At 45.3% G+C, this 15,646-nt stretch carries 12 protein-coding genes; 1 reads left to right on the forward strand and 11 read right to left on the reverse strand.

Annotated elements, in window-relative coordinates; genetic code table 11:
• Position 1 precedes the first annotated feature (1 nt).
• From LYZ37_RS06595 to LYZ37_RS06640, 10 genes are all read right to left on the reverse strand, one after another.
• Positions 2-1,774 carry a DUF1800 domain-containing protein gene (locus LYZ37_RS06595; protein WP_272786989.1) on the reverse strand — a complete coding sequence of 591 codons (1,773 nt, stop codon included), beginning with the start codon at positions 1,772-1,774 and terminating at the stop codon, positions 2-4.
• Between the two features lie 151 nt (positions 1,775-1,925).
• On the reverse strand, positions 1,926-2,435 hold the full coding sequence (locus LYZ37_RS06600) for a MerR family transcriptional regulator (protein ID WP_272786990.1): 510 nt from the start codon (positions 2,433-2,435) through the stop codon (positions 1,926-1,928).
• A 151-nt stretch (positions 2,436-2,586) separates the two neighbouring features.
• Positions 2,587-3,216: a MarC family protein gene (locus LYZ37_RS06605; RefSeq protein WP_069666218.1), complete on the reverse strand. Its 630-nt coding sequence runs from the start codon at positions 3,214-3,216 to the stop codon at positions 2,587-2,589.
• A gap of 101 nt (positions 3,217-3,317) precedes the next feature.
• Complete coding sequence (locus LYZ37_RS06610) at positions 3,318-4,442, reverse strand: ABC transporter permease (RefSeq protein WP_272786991.1); 1,125 nt, start codon at positions 4,440-4,442, stop codon at positions 3,318-3,320.
• A complete protein-coding gene (locus LYZ37_RS06615) occupies positions 4,439-5,602 on the reverse strand; it encodes an ABC transporter permease (protein WP_272786992.1) in 1,164 nt (387 codons plus the stop codon). The genes LYZ37_RS06610 and LYZ37_RS06615 overlap by 4 nt, the downstream gene beginning before the upstream one ends.
• 12 nt (positions 5,603-5,614) lie before the next feature.
• A complete protein-coding gene (locus LYZ37_RS06620) occupies positions 5,615-6,595 on the reverse strand; it encodes an HlyD family secretion protein (protein ID WP_272786993.1) in 981 nt (326 codons plus the stop codon).
• A gap of 9 nt (positions 6,596-6,604) precedes the next feature.
• Positions 6,605-8,005 carry a TolC family protein gene (locus LYZ37_RS06625; protein WP_272786994.1) on the reverse strand — a complete coding sequence of 467 codons (1,401 nt, stop codon included), beginning with the start codon at positions 8,003-8,005 and terminating at the stop codon, positions 6,605-6,607.
• A 154-nt stretch (positions 8,006-8,159) separates the two neighbouring features.
• Positions 8,160-9,686, reverse strand: coding sequence for a tripartite tricarboxylate transporter permease (locus LYZ37_RS06630; RefSeq protein WP_004748386.1), 1,527 nt, complete (start codon positions 9,684-9,686; stop codon positions 8,160-8,162).
• A 17-nt stretch (positions 9,687-9,703) separates the two neighbouring features.
• On the reverse strand, positions 9,704-10,222 hold the full coding sequence (locus LYZ37_RS06635; RefSeq protein WP_272786995.1) for a tripartite tricarboxylate transporter TctB family protein: 519 nt from the start codon (positions 10,220-10,222) through the stop codon (positions 9,704-9,706).
• A 210-nt stretch (positions 10,223-10,432) separates the two neighbouring features.
• Positions 10,433-11,404, reverse strand: coding sequence for a tripartite tricarboxylate transporter substrate binding protein (locus tag LYZ37_RS06640; protein ID WP_004748390.1), 972 nt, complete (start codon positions 11,402-11,404; stop codon positions 10,433-10,435).
• Between the two features lie 385 nt (positions 11,405-11,789).
• On the opposite strand from LYZ37_RS06640, the gene LYZ37_RS06645 reads away from it, so the two are divergent.
• Complete coding sequence (locus LYZ37_RS06645) at positions 11,790-14,936, forward strand: HD domain-containing phosphohydrolase (RefSeq protein ID WP_272786996.1); 3,147 nt, start codon at positions 11,790-11,792, stop codon at positions 14,934-14,936.
• Here the strand turns inward: LYZ37_RS06645 and LYZ37_RS06650 are convergent.
• Complete coding sequence (locus LYZ37_RS06650) at positions 14,902-15,645, reverse strand: protein kinase domain-containing protein (protein WP_272786997.1); 744 nt, start codon at positions 15,643-15,645, stop codon at positions 14,902-14,904. The two genes, LYZ37_RS06645 and LYZ37_RS06650, sit on opposite strands and share 35 nt — an antisense overlap.
• Position 15,646 lies beyond the last annotated feature (1 nt).

The following is a 15,646-nucleotide window of genomic DNA, read 5'->3' on the forward strand; positions in this document are numbered from 1 at the left end:
ACTACGCCTCCTGTACGGTAAATTCTGGTGAAATAGCGATAAAAAAGATAATGGTTTGCACAACCCATTCTGGGTTGTTGTTATATGCCGCAAACGCTGAAAGGATCTGAGGCTTATTAGGGAGGCTTTCTTTGCCAGTAAGCAGCAGGCTCAATTCGTCAATGAGAGCTGAATGATTGTTGATGTTTTCCGCCTTCTCTACGTATGTCGCTAAGCCTAAGGTCAGCTTGTCACGGACTTTGGTTTGTAGGACATCGATATCAAGTTCAGGGACATTGTTAATGCCCGGTTGAGTGCTGATTTCAGTGCTGACTGCGGGTAGGTACCCACCAAACAACCAGTAATACATATAGTTGACGTAAGCCAGCGAAGTCGCAGTGTTGTGCAGTTCAAACTCAGGGGCTACCAGTTTGGCAGTTTCAATAGGGCCATGTGGCACAAAGTCGGACTTATAGAAGTTAAATACCGTTGGCGACGAAAACGGGTGTTGTTCAAGCTGATCGATAATGTCATCCCCAATCAACCAGTGTTTACCGGATTGGTTGCTGGCATTGAAAGCGCGCAGTAATTGAGTCACACGTAATACCGGAGATTTAAGCTTTTGCGACTGTACAAGTTTGCCATTTTGCTTTTTCGCCGATACAAAGCGTGTTTTGCCAATCGGGTGATTAAGTGGAAAGCTCAGTGTCGTTTCTACCGCCTGTTTAAGATTGCCTTGTGGTCCAAAGGCCTTGGCGACCGCTTCTACATACTCTGCACTTGGGTTTGAAGTAACGAGTTGATTGATCAGCTTGGTTGCAATAAAAGGCGCGGTACTTGGGTGGGCTGTCAGTCTTTCTGTGACGTTTCGAATCTCGGTCTCGCCTGAGGTTTGGCCTTTAAGACGAATAAACCCGTTAAGTAGCGCTTTGCTCCCTCTGTCGTGAAAAGCTTCATCGATGGTCATTGGTTGAGTCATATTTACAAATGGTATCGACTTAAAGTTGTTCTCTATGCCGTCGTCAAAGCTAATTGGGTAGCCGTTAAAATCGTTCTGCCAGAAACTATTGTTCCATTCAAATTGGTAGCTGCTTGCTTTGATACCAGTGAAAACGCGCGCCATCTGTTTGATGTCACGATTATCGTAAGTAGGGATAGACTGGCCTTTGTCATCTTTTTTATGGGAGCCATCCATATTGAGTTGATACAAGCCGATAGAAAACAACTGCATAATCTCGCGAGCGTAGTTTTCATCAGGGTGAATACCTCGTTCTGGGTCTTCTTTCTGGTTGTTCATATGACTGAGATATACCCCCATGCAAGGGTGCATCGAGACGTCATAAAGCAAATCAGCGTAGTTTCCAAAAGCATGCTTGTAGAGTAAGTCGTAGTAGCTCGCCATACCGACAGCATCGAGTTCTAAAGCGGAGTTGTCGGATATGACCAAAATTTCACTTAGGGCATGGGCAACTCTCTGACGAAGTAGGTGGGAATCAGAAGAGAGTGCATTCTGCCACCACGCCATACGAAAGTACCATTTGTATGGCAGTGCAGGGTTATTGCCATCGCCGTCTATCGCACTTTGACCATATGTGTTGAGTAACTTGGCCCTGAAATCACGCCAAATGCTTTCTGTGGCATTTTGAAACGTATCATCGCGAGAAAGCTCTGTATTCAGTTGGCGTTGAAGCCATTTCTCTATGCCGATTTTAGACACTAGATCAATGAGCGCTTGATCCGCGCCAAGCGTTGCTTGCATTAGAAATCGACTGACTTGCTGCTTGCTATTGTTCATGATTCTTTCTTCTGTGGCTGACAACTTAATGTTAGTAGAATCGGAATGTTAGCGTGCAAGAGGTTAACGTTTCGTTATCGTCCGTGATTGGTTTAAATTGATGTGAAAGGAATGGGGGAGTTCATTGGTAGTACCAAGTACTGGCCATTGACTACAATCCGCGGATCTTGGCGATTTCATCTGGCTTAATGCCTAAAGATTCAAGGAATTTTTGGTGTTCTTGCGGCTCCATCTCTTCAAACTTCTGGTGCCATTTCAGCATGTCATTCTCGTTGAAGCCTGCCGCGGACATGATTTCAACCCAGCGTTGTTTGTCGACCATGTTTTCATTAAGCAACTCAGGCTCTTGCAGAAGTACGACAATCGCTTTTTGTTGGTTACGTAGTGCTTGAATCTCTCGCTCTAAATCACTGAAATGATCTTTTAACAGTTGAGTTTGAGATTGCCCTTGCTTGTCTAGCAGAGACTTGATGCTAGCAATAGAAAGACCATATGAGCGATAAGAAGTGATAGCTTCGAGCCTTTCAACTTGTTTTTCACCATACCAGCGGTAACCGTTATCGGAGCGATGAGATGGCAGTAGTAGGTTTTCTCGCTCGTAATACAAAATCGTGGTGCGGGAAATCCCGAATTGTTTAGCAAGTTGAGTGACAGTAAGCATAGAAACTCCAAGCCTTGGTTGATTCACTAAAGTTAAACCCTACACCAATAGACGGGTCAAGTTTATCAGGAACGACGGGAGGAAAAGTGATGTCACAAGAGTGATAACGCAAGGTATCAATTTGTTCCTTGCGTATCATGAGAAAGAGGGGCTACTTTTGGAACAGAATATAAGCGTCATGCACACCTTGAATCAGCATCTGCATTCCAATTACCGTTAGAATCAGCCCCATTAATCGCGTGACGATATTGATTCCACTCTCACCAAGTTTATCGACCAGTTTGGGACCAAATAAAAAACAGACAAAGGTGATAAGACAAAGCAAGGCAAACGCCGCGATCGTCACCACGATGCTGAAGATATCGCCCGAGGCAGAGTAGTTCATTGCCGTAGCTATGGTTCCCGGGCCCGCTAAGATAGGGAGGGCAAGTGGAGAGATGGCAATATCCCCGTCTTGGGAGGCTTCTTCGCTGTCATGGCTGTGCATCTTCGAAGAGTTGCCTTGCAGCATATGATAGCCGACAAGAAAGACGAGAATACCACCTGCCAACCTAAGGGCTGGCAGGGTTATGCCAAATACTTCAAAGATACCTTTACCAAGAAAGCTAAATGCAGCAACAATGGCAAATGCTGTTGCCAGCGCTTTAAACGCTGTTTGTTTACGTTGTTCTGCGGTTTGCTGTCCGGTCATTCCGACAAAGACAGCCGTATTGGCAATCGGGTTCATCATCGCAAAGAAACCCATAAATACGGTGACAGCAGTGGTGGTTAAATCGTGCATCAGTCAATCACTTATCTAGTCAGTTTAGTAATCACATTAGCACAATTTATAAAAATTGAGCTATCCATAGCTGTAAATAAATGGCATCTAGCTACCTGATTTTAAGCCTGTTTTTTTAAACTCCACAGCGCAATAGAGAACCAAACTAAGCTTTGCAACCAAAGTTGAGCATAGTTGTCTGCAACACTTTGCCATGTGCCGCCCATTTGGTTCAAGGTCAAGAAACCTTGAATAGCAGGCGTACTCGGAAAGAGTTCCGACAACCAAACCATTGGGGCAGGAATCGCTTCAATTGGCCATATAAAGCCCGCACTAAACACGAGTGGCATTGAGCTGACTAACACGACTAAGGTTACTAATTCGCGTCTTGGCGTGATGGCTCCTAACCAAATGCCTATCGCACAAGATGCTATCAAAAAGGGCAGTAGCAGGGTTAAAAGCTCTGTTGCATGCGCCAGTTGGTTAACGCCATGCATAGTAAAACTGGCGCCAAAGTAATACATACTTAATAAGTAATAAATCGCGATTAAAACCAGCATACGAACTGAGATAAGTTTTAGTGGTGAGGTATGACTCCAGTAACCCGTTCCGTGTTTCTGCGTTCCTACCATTAACCCTGCTGCCATTGCCAGAGTTTGCTGCAAAATGAGCACAAACACCGCAGGCACGACATAATCCACATAGCCCATACGCGGGTTAAATGTTGGTTTTAGATTTAGCTTGGTTGCAGCATATTGATCGGCAGCTTTTGATAGCGGCTGACCGTCAATGACTAATTTAGCCACCTTGGTTTGCGCCGCTAAGGTCCCGCCTGCTTGTGCAAGACCTTCCACTATAGTGCCATACACCAAAAAGTAAGACGCATCTCCAGCGTATGAGAGTGTCGGGCTTTTCCCAAGCATTAAGTCTTTATAAAAGTGCTCTGGAATGACGAGTATTCCGCTCACGTCACCATTGAGAAAAGCTTGGTGTGCGTCTTCCAATGTGTAATCTCGCTGAACAACGTTGACCTGTGGCGTGGCATCAACCATACGTTCCAATTGGTAGCTTGTTTGGCTTCTGTCTAAGTTCACCACACTGATCTTTTGCTCTCGCGGCGTTTGATGGCTGTAAGGTAAAGGATAGAGGAAGGAATAAAACACTACGCCACCAAATACGGTGAGAACCACCACAGGATTGGTCAGTAGTGCTTTAAGTTCTGCTTTGACTAGCTCGAAGAAACTCATAGTGTCCCCTCACTTACGACCTTGGACTCTTGATTGTTTAAGTGCTTTTTCGCTAACCCAATGGCAAGCACAGCGGGTACAAGGTAGCCAAGCATAGGCAGCAGATGGTGTAGAGACTCTATCCACGCTTGACCGTAACTGACTTGGCTGACCTGTACTTCGATGTAGTGGCTGATAGGTAACAAACTGCGCCACGCTTGGGCAAGGCTATTCATATCGGTGACAGGGAAGGTAATCCCCATAAAAGCGAAGCTTGGGGCGGTAAATGCGCCTGCGAAACTCATCGCACGTGCAGCGTCGAGAGTTAAAAAGAAAAACAGGCTGCCCATGATCATGCAGGCAATGATGGTTATCCATTGAGCGACGATCAAAACCAAAAAGCTACCATTCATCGGCCACTTAAATCCTAAGTAGAACCAACACAAGAAAGCGAAACCCTGAATGGCAAACACCCATGAGTAGGGGGCAAGCGTTTGAAAGATTGCACGAGCGGGTTTATTGCCTAGCCAGTGATTGAGCCCTCTGTCGCGTAAATTCGCTGACAAGACGAGAATAGTGGTCACTACCACAACGATTTGCCAAAGCGCGGGCACCACCGCTGAAACTAAGAACTGCGCGTAATTGGAGTTTTTATTGAACAGGGGAGTGATTTGTGTCCGAATCGGTACCGCTTTCCCAAGTGCAGAGCTTAAAGTCGCATTGCCATGACTCAAATTGCCGACAGCACTGACTTGCGCGTTAAACGTTCCTTGAGCTTGAAGAAAGGCAGAGTTGATCAGTTTACCCACTAAGATCATTTGGCTATTGTAAAAAACGCTCACCTGAGGTGCTAACTGTTTAAAAGTATCTTGTTCAAAGTTCGGTGGGATAACGGCATAAGCATAGATATCACCTTCGACCAAGGCTTGTTTGGCTTCTAGCGCACTCGCGAACTGTTTATCGACCTTCATTGCCGATGTCGCGTCATAGTATCGAATTAGCTGCTGAGACATTTTGCCAGAGTCTAGATTCACGACGCCGATAGGCAAATCTCTCGCGATACCTTGCGAGAAAATGGCCCAAATCATCACGGCTAGCATGACAGGTAGCCATGTCAAACTAGACAATAGCCACTTGTCACGTCGGATGATCGAAAATTGGGAAACGTTATGATCAACCATATCGCGACCTAATTACCCTGTTAGCTCAACAACTAGGCTCATGCCCATACGCAGATTCTGTACAGGTTGAGTGGGCCTTGCTTCTACCTCGAAAGTTCTTAGGTCAAAGCCCTGAGCCGCATCAGTTGAACGCCAAGTCGCAAAATCACCCATAACGGCAATGTGAGACACCTTAAACTCAATTTGCTTGTTAAGCGCAGGGACGAAAGCAGAGAAAATCTGACCTTTTTCAAAGTGACTGAGTAGATCTTCACGAACGTTCAAGACTGCCCAAGAATCATCGGTATCAATCACAGTCACAACGGGAAAGCCTTGCGGAGCAAGTTCGCCACTTTGAAGCAGCACTTGGGAAACTTCACCGTCGAACCAGCTTTCGATGGTTGTGTCTTCGGCATAGGCTTCAACTTCTGCGACCGCACCTGCTGCCATGCGCGCTTTTTCGGCGGCGGCCAGTTTAGTCTCGCTACGTGCACCTTCTTGAGCCATTTGGTACATTTGGAAAGCTGCACTCTCAGTATACTTAGCAGCATCCCATTGGGTTTTCGCTTCATCACGTTTTTGTTCGGCGACTACACCTTCTTTATAAAGGTTGTTAACGCGAAGATAAGTTTTTTCCATCAGAGCCGATGCCGCTTTTGCTTTTTGCCACTGGTCTTTCGCTGCTTGGATTTGCTGAGCGCGTGCGCCTTTTTCTGCTTCCATTGCAAGTGCACCCGCTGCTTTTTCACCGGCTTTCGCCTGTTCTAGCTTTGCTTCAATTTCTGGGCTGTGGAGCGTAAAGATAAGCTCGCCTTTTTCGACATGATCGCCTTTGCGCACCAATACCTGATCAATTCTTCCCGGTACCTTGGATGAGATACTGTATTGCTGAGATTCAATCTGACCTTGCAAGCGAATCGGTTTCGGTTGATAGGCTTGGTAAAAGCTATAGCCAACCCAAGATGCAACGCCTAATGCGACAGCCGTAAGTAGAAGTGGTTTTGCATTTTTCATCTTAGATCCTTATTTGCTCGAAATATTGATAGCGTTGTGTTGGTATTGGCTGAATGCATCCATCTCACTTGATAGGGCAAGTAACTTGGAGAGTGAGATTAAATAGTTAAAGCTTGCTGCTGCTTTCTGAGTTTGAACACTAGCGACGTAAAGCTGCGCATCTACCACATCAGTGGACGTAGATAGCCCTTGAGAAAAGGCCTTTTGACGTAGATTGAGATTTTCGCTCGCTAACTCAATACTTGATTCCAGCCCAAGAACTTCCTCTTGGGCTTGCTGTGCTTCAAGGTATGTTTTCTGAACCAGTACGGAAAGATCTTGTTTTGCTTGCGCTTTTAGGTAGCGGACTTGCGAAACTGCGCTGTGCGCGGCTTTAACCTGATCACTACGTCCAGAATTCTCAATCAAAGGAATATTCACACCAACACCGACCAACCAATCGGGTTTCATTTGGCTCGCGAGAGAGTCATCTTCATGTAGGCTGTAATCCCCATACAAATACACTTCTGGGTAGTATTTGCCTTTTTCTGCCTTAATCAAACTATCGGCTTGTTTCTCTTTCGCATCAAGTAGCGCTAAGCCGGGGTAGGTATCAAGAGTACGTTCTACGAACAAACTCTGCTCTGGTAAGTTTTGGTTGATAAATAGGCTGTCGGCAGGCTCAACATTGGTTGTTTGATTTAGGATCTGGGTGAGCGCCGATTGCGCGATCTCTAAACTCTTCTCTGCTTTCTTACGCTCGATGACCGCTTTATCTAGCGCGGATTCTGCTTGCAAGCGCTCGACGCGGGCGATCTGCCCTTGTTGCTCAAGTTTCAGAGCGTTGTCTCTATGCTTAGTTAAACCTTGCTCGACGAGTCGGCGAGTTTCCACCACCTCTTGAGCCAGCAGAACCGAAAAGTAGTATTTGCTGAGATCTTCAAAACGAGCTTGGGTTTCCATTGCCAACTCACTTTGCGCTTGTTCTTTACGACCTTCAGCGGCAGATTGCGCCGCGTTGATGCGCCCACCAGTAAAGATTGGCCAAACGGCGCGGATTGAAGAGCTGAAAATATCTCTTTCAGTAATCGTCGAAGTGACACCACCTAGTCCAGCAAGCAGTTGGTTAAATACAGGCCCAAGATTTGGAAGATGCTGGCCGGTACTTTCAAAAAGCTGGCTACCAGAAACCTTTACGTCAGTATCTAATCGCGTGTAGTTAGCGCCAACAGTGACTGAAGGTAAGTTAAGGTTATCTGTTGCGTTTTTAAGGTGTTCATAGCGCTCTACATTTGAGCGTTGGGCAGCTAACGAGTTGTTTTCTTGTTGTAAGACTTGCCAAGCTTGATCGAAGCTTATCGCAGCGGCGTTAGAAAGGGGAGAGTAGACGCCAAGAAAACCGATCAACAGCGCTATGGGACGCAACGACATAGTGATGTACTCTATTTGTTAAAAAATAGAGTTTATACTCTAGTTTATGTGCGGGCAATCACTAAATTGTAAAAAGTATTATGTCTAACAAAAAAAGCCAGTCGGGTTGCGACTGGCTTTGGTCAAATCAAACCAAATTACACAGGAGTGATCGTTACTGCTCTACTTTTTGTGGTGTTGGCTTTAACTTTTGGAACAGTTTGACAAACAGTGGGCTGAACAAAACAAGCACCGCTAAGATTGAGAACGTCATAGTAATTGGGCGTTCCCATAGGAAGCTTAGTTCACCATCGCTGATCATTAATGCTCGGCGTAAGTTCTCTTCCATCAAGCCACCAAGAATGAATCCAAGTAGTAGGGGAGCGAGCGGGAAGTTGGCCAACCTGAGTGCGATTGCTCCCATAGCAATCAACAGCATGATGAAGACATCCATTGTGTTGAACGAGACAAGGTATACACCTGTGATTGAGAAGAACAAAATCATAGGGAGTAGAACCGTTCTCGGAACTGCAAGTAGTTTGGAGATGTACGGAATCAGCGGTAAGTTTAAGATCACCAATACGATGTTACCAAAGTACATAGAAATGATAACTGACCAGAATACATCAGGATGCTCAACAAATAGACGTGGCCCTGGCTGAATACCGTAAGCAATCAAAGCACCGAGCATGATGGCGGTTGTCCCTGACCCTGGAATACCCAGTGTTAGAAGTGGAACAAATGAACCACTTGATGCCGCATTATTCGCTGATTCCGGTGCGACTAGGCCACGGATACTGCCTTTACCAAACTCTTCTTTCTTTTCTTTTGGAGCAAGATTACGTTCCATACCGTAGCTAAGGAAAGCTGCGATGGTGGCACCCGCACCTGGAAGTACACCGGTAAAGAAGCCAAGAATAGATGAACGAATCGAAACTGGCGCCACTTCTTTCACTTCTTCTTTAGTGACTTTCATGCTGCCGATATTGCTCATTTTATCTTGTTCGTCTGAACGCGTGTCTTGCTCAGGCTTTAAGATCCCCATCAAGGTTTCGCCTAGGGCGAAGGTAGCCATTGCTAATAGTAGGAAGCTAAAGCCATCCATTAGGTCTGTGAGGCCAAAGGTAAAGCGTTCAACACCAACACCTTTGTCGATACCAACCGTTGATAGCATCAAGCCTAGAATCGTCATCATCCATGCCTTTAGCACTTGTCCTTTACCTGCAAAGCCAGCAACCGCAGAAAGACCGAGTAGCATCAAGGCAAAGTAGTCTGAAGATTGGAAACTCAGCGAGACGTTAGCCAGTGCAGGAGCAGCTACTAACAGCATGATCGCGGATAACGTACCACCCGTGAATGATGAGTAAGCCGCAAGTGCAAGGGCTTTACCTGCCTGACCTTTTTGCGCCATAGGGTAGCCGTCAAAGGCGGTAACAACGGTTGATGAGCAACCCGGAGCATTGATTAGGATTGATGATGTTGAACCACCAAATACCGCGCCGTAGTAAACACCCGCCATCAAGATAAGACCTGAAGATGGCTCCAAACCATAGGTAATAGGGATCATCAGGGCGATAGCCGAAATTGGGCCAAGACCCGGTAGCATGCCAATAAAGGTACCGACAAAACAACCAACAATCACCATCATGATGTTCATTGGCATCACTGCGGTCGAAAGACCTTGTAAAATTCCATCTAACATAATGTTATTTCCTTAAATTACGACAGCATGGTGAAAATAACACCTGGCTCTAAGTAGATATCTAGGCCTTGGGTGAGCAGAAGGTAGAAAGCGATGACAAACGGAAAGGATGCACCAAACAGCACTTTCTTACGTCTTTCTCCCAACAGATAGAAACCTGCAAGCAAAAAGAATCCTGTTGCAATGACGAAGCCGACATAGGTTAGTCCTACACCATAAAGCGCCATTAGAACTAGAAAGCCGATAAGCAGTTTCCAGTTGAAATCGACTACGGCACCGCTTTTTACATCAGGTTGTCCCGTTACCAATAAAAGTAGCGAAAGGCCGATACCTGCGAATGTTAAAAGTGTTGGCAGAGTGCGAGCCGTGAAGGGTTCGTATTCATCGCCAGGAAATAAAGGGATTTGGGTTGTCTGGTAGCCATAACAAAGGCAGACAAGCAAAAATATCATCGCGCCAACACGGTCGCGACAGAGTAGGTTTTCTTTTGAGAAAAAATTACCTTTAGTGAATGAGTTCGTTGGCAAGTCCGACATATCCAACTCCATTTGCGTTACAGGTAAGGAAAGAAAAAAGCCGTACACGAGAGTTAATGAGCATGTTTCACCAACGAATAAGCCATTTGCTGCTAGTCAAAGAGGCTTAACTGTTTATAAATAAACAGAGGAGATTGTGTGTAGTTAGCCCATGTACGGCGAAAAGGGATGAGGGTGGTGCAAGTCACCCTCATACAATCGGTTTAACGATTATTTTAGGAAACCAAGTTCGCGCATCAGGTCGCCCATTTGCTTCTCTTGATCTTCTAGGAATGCGTAGAACTCTTTGTCCGCTTTGTAGTTATCAATCCAACCGTTACGGTCACGAACCACTTGCCACTCGTCAGTGTTGTACATCTTGGTCAGAGCTGCATTCCACTCGTTGATCTTCTCTTGGCTAGCGCCAGGTGCTGCAAAGAATCCGCGCCAGTTAGCAAACACAGTTTCGTTACCGTATTCCGTTAGTGTTGGAATATCAGGTGCTGCGTCCAGACGTTTCGGTGCCGTTACTGCCAAAATCTTAACTTGACCAGATTTAGACATTTCAAGAACTTCACCTAGGCCTGTAGAAAGCAGTTGCGTTTCGCCTGATAGAAGGGCTGCCATTGCTTTACCGCCTGCATCATAAGCGATGTAACGTACTTTCTTAGCATCGAAGCCTTCGCCTTTGAATGCCGCTGCAACAACAAGGTGATCCATACTGCCTCGTGCTGAACCGCCAGCGATTTTCACTTTACGTGGGTTCGATTCAAACTCTTTTACAACGTCTTCCCAAGTGTTGTACTTAGAGTCAACGGAAGTCACGATCGCACCGTAGTCAGCGATAGTCGCGGCAACAGGTGTCAGGTCGCGGAAAGATTGTGGGAAAATGCCTGTTAGCGAGCGCACTACGATTGGGGTTGAGTTCACCATAAGCGTATCTTCTTGACGCTCTGCTGTTTCGATTAGGTGGGCAATTGCTTTACCGCCGCCGCCACCAGATAGGTTCTGGAAAGAGACGTTATCGACGATATCAGATTTAACTAACACATCACCTGTGCCACGAGCTGTCATGTCCCAACCACCACCTGCACCACCGGGGATTAAGAAGTGGATTTTCTCTACATCAGCTGCAAAAGCGTTAAAAGAAAAAGACGCAGCGATGATCGAAGCGGCTAGGGTTGGTTTTAGTACCTTAAACATGATTCACGTTCCTTATGTATGGGCATATTCTTCTTTGAGAACACGCTTATCGTTATCAATTCTCTAGTAACAAGGAGGGAACTTGCTGCTAGATGTGTTTAAGGTTAATGGTCTGTTAAATCTATGTCTCCAATACGTTGATAAAAAGAATATTGGTCATTGTGGGGGTTTTGTTCATAAAGTTCACGCGTTCGGGCTATGGCTCTGTGCACGTATGCAATAAATAGGTAAATATATTGCAAGCTGTCTCATATTTTTATGGAATGATATTTGGCAATTAGTTTATATATTCTAATAATTTAGTGATCCGGATTAGAAAGACCCAAGTATAAATAACATTGGGAATTTGAACCGTTCACTCGATGCCATCGGAGGGCGTTCAAGAATGAACCATCACAAACGTCAAGCTAGAAAGTTCTCTATTCAGTTTACCGTAGGGACAATGTTTATATTCGCGACCTTGTTTACGGCTTGTTGTGCCATCGGGTTACAATACTATTTTGGTAAACAGATGTCAGAAGAGAATGTGTTGGCTAAGCTGACTACAGCCTCCTCAGGAATGGGCTCTTACTTGGAGCTCGTCGATAAAAACGCAACCAGCAGTGTGCAGATACTAAAAAGTGTCGCCGAATCAACCAACCACACCTTTATTGAGACTGAAATTCGTAATACCTTCACCTTAATTCTCGAAGATAATCCGCTTTTTTATAGTCTATATATCGGGCGAGATGATGATGATTTCTATCAGATAATTAACTTGGAGTCGTCGCCGATCGTGCGACAAAAGATAGGTGCGGATATCAATGATCGCTGGGTGATCATTAAAATATCAGGACCTGAACAGAGTCGAATTCGTACTACGAGCTATTTTACCCAAGACTTTGAACTGACCAAAAGTGTTGCACAAGACAGTAACTATTTCCCAACTCAAAGACCTTGGTACTTGGGCAGCAAGGAAACGAAGATATTTAAGACCGAACCTTATCTATTTCAGCATCTCAAGATTACCGGCCAGACATACTCAATTCGTACTCAATCACGTGTGATTGGGGTGGATATTGTCCATTCGGCAATGAAAGAGAAGATGATGCCAACACAGCTCGGACTTTCACCGGATAGTGGCGCTGAATCGTTTGTTTTTAATGATAAAGGCGAGGTAATTGCTTCTAACCTTGAGCTATTTCATGAGATACGTATTCCAAGCGCTAGCCCAATAACCCTTAGTGACAAAGAGCGAGCCGAGATAGAAGCAGCAGGTTCACTTATGGTCTCCAATCAAAATGATTGGGGGCCTTACGACTATGCTCAGTCAGGAGAGCCTAAAGGGTATGCGATAGATCTTCTCAACTTACTTTCGCAGATGACAGGCATAGAATTAGAGTTTGTAAACGGCTTTGACTCAGTGACGCTGTCACAGATGTATCACCAAGGTGATATCGATGTGCTTCACTCTGTACCTGAGACGAAGGCGGTGAAGGGAGTCAAGAGCGCTACTCTGTTTAGTGGTGAGTTGGCGGTCGCTTCAAATACAAATAAACCGGCTTATTCAGCTCTGGCAGACTTCTCTCAAGAGTCGATCGCTGTGGTCGGTGGCTATGGGATGAAATCATGGCTACTGGAACGAGCGCCCACTCTAAACATCACGGAAGTAGCCAGTTTGGATGAAGCTAAGCAAGGGCTTGCGACACAGAGCTATGACTACATTATTGATACCTTTCATACGCTTTCAGAGTTGAATGAACTGTCGAATACTGATCAGGCTAAGGTCTCAAAACTGATAGACACTGATTTGCTACCTTTTCATTTATATATGAAAAAGGAGCACAACTCAGTTGTCGATATTTTAGATAAGGCTTTGATCGCCATTACTCCAGAGCAACGAACAGCCTTGAAAGAGAAGTGGTTAGATTCCAATCAGTGGCGAGGAACGTTTGTGCCTTATCCGGAACTCTTTACCGCGTCACAAAATCCCGAAGTTTATAACTCGATGATGGAGGTGGATATTCAAGGTAAGCGGTACTTTATCTATGTGACTCCGCTGTTGTCTGAGCAAGGTCTTAATGAGTTTTTCGCCGTCGTTCTGCCTGAAAATATCATCTACGAGCAAGTATGGCCTAAGCTGCTCACTTCGATTGGGCTAACCGTTTTAGTCATGATGATTTTGCTTCCTTTAGCATGGAAGTTCAGTGCGCCTATTGTTATTCCAATTAAAGCGCTTCGCTTTGAAACCAAGAAGATAAAAGCGAGAGATTATGACTCAGTTTCTCTGGTTAATACTCGTATTAAAGAGGTGTCAGAGCTCTCGGAGTCTATTGCTTCTATGGGGGCTGCACTCAAACAACATGAGAAACAACAAGAGGATTTTGTTGAATCTTTCATTAAGCTGATAGCGCAAGCGATCGATGACAAGTCCCCGTACACCGCAGGGCACTGTAATCGAGTTCCAGAGCTAGGCATGATGTTAGCTAAGGCAGCAGAAGAGTGCCAAGAAGGTAAGTTTAAACAGTTTAAGTTCGAAAATGACGATGAAAGGCGAGAATTTAGAATCGCCGCCTGGCTACATGATTGTGGCAAGATCACCACACCAGAGCATGTGGTTGATAAGGGCACTAAACTCGAAGCAAATTATAATCGCATCCACGAAATTCGCATGCGCTTTGAAGTACTGTGGCGTGATGCCGAAATTGAATATTTGAGTTCACAACTTGCTTCAACTAAAGATAAGAACACAGCGCTTGCTGAACTCAAACGGTATAAGCAAACCCTGCAGGAAGAGTTTGAATTTATCGCCAAATCCAATGTCGGCGGGGAGTTCATGGGTCAAGAAGAAGTTGAACGAATCAAGCAAATTGCTGGTAGAACTTGGCAAAGGAACTTTGATGATCGCTTAGGGCTTTCACCATTCGAAGACTTGAATAAACCTCAATCGGACGTTGTGCTTCCGACCACCGAACCGTTACTTTCTGACAAACCAGAGCACATACAAAAGCGCATCAGACCACTCGAATTTGATGAGAAGTTTGGTATAAAAGTGGATGTGCCAGAACATCAGTATAACTTGGGAGAGATCTACAACTTATCAATTTCGCGCGGTACTTTGACTGCAGAAGACCGATTCAAGATCAACGAGCATATGATCAGCGGAATCAAAATGCTTGAGGCTTTGCCATTTCCCAAAGAGTTGAGTCGCGTCCCTCGCTACGCTTCTACGCACCATGAAACCCTTAAGGGGACAGGTTATCCGCGCAGGCTGTCAGCGGAAGAGCTTTCAATTCCTGAGAGAGTGCTGGTTATTGCAGATATCTTTGAAGCGCTTACCGCGGCAGATAGACCTTATAAGAAAGCCAAACCTGTCAGTGTAGCGATTGATATTCTGTACAAAATGGCGCTCGATGAACACGTAGATATGGAGCTGTTCCTACTCTTCCTTGAGAGTGGTGTTTATATGGATTACGCACAAGCATTTTTACCACAAAGCCAAATAGGTGAGGTGGATATCAACCAGTACCTTTCGAAGCAGCGAGTCGCTTAGCCATTCTGTGTTGCTGGTTAAAGAGGATTTGATATCTAGCAGGAAGAGCTCCCAAATCAGGGAGCTTTTTTGTTGCTACGTACTCAATAATGGATTGCCCTTGGTAAGGGTGTTTTTCACCGATAGTCTGAAGTGTCAAAGCTAAGGAAGCATAGTCATCTTGGGTGCCAATAAGACCATGACGCGTTAGCGCGTTGACACTTGCAAAGCTGGGTGTAACTGAAGAGTGTGGCTGTTCTGCGTAAGGTCGCCCGATTGGAAGCACGCTACCAAGGTCGACAAAGACAGGATCACCCTTTGGGTTAGTTAAGATGTTTGCAGGCTTGATGTCACCATGGATAAAACCTGTCTCATGAATTGTTTTAAGCCCAGTTTCGAGTTTCGATATCAACGCGTTATTGGGTTGAGCTGTGCAGTCAGCCAGAGATTGACCTTCTACAAATGCGTACATCAGCCAACTGGCTTGATGATGGCTATCGGCATTGATAAAGCTTGGCCAATAGCTAGAGGCATAATTCGCGAGAAAACTAGCTTCGTTGCGAAGTTGAGACTTAGCAAGTGTGGAAAGAGCAAATTTGAGGGCAACCTTTCCATGTGAGGCGCTGTCGACGAGATACACTTGATGACCAATATGCGAGCAATAGGAAACCCCTAAAGCTCGCATACTGTTTAGGATGCTAGGGTTGAGTTCAGAACTCGAATCCTTCATC

This window comes from Vibrio tubiashii, from assembly GCF_028551255.1.
GTDB lineage: Bacteria > Pseudomonadota > Gammaproteobacteria > Enterobacterales > Vibrionaceae > Vibrio > Vibrio tubiashii_B.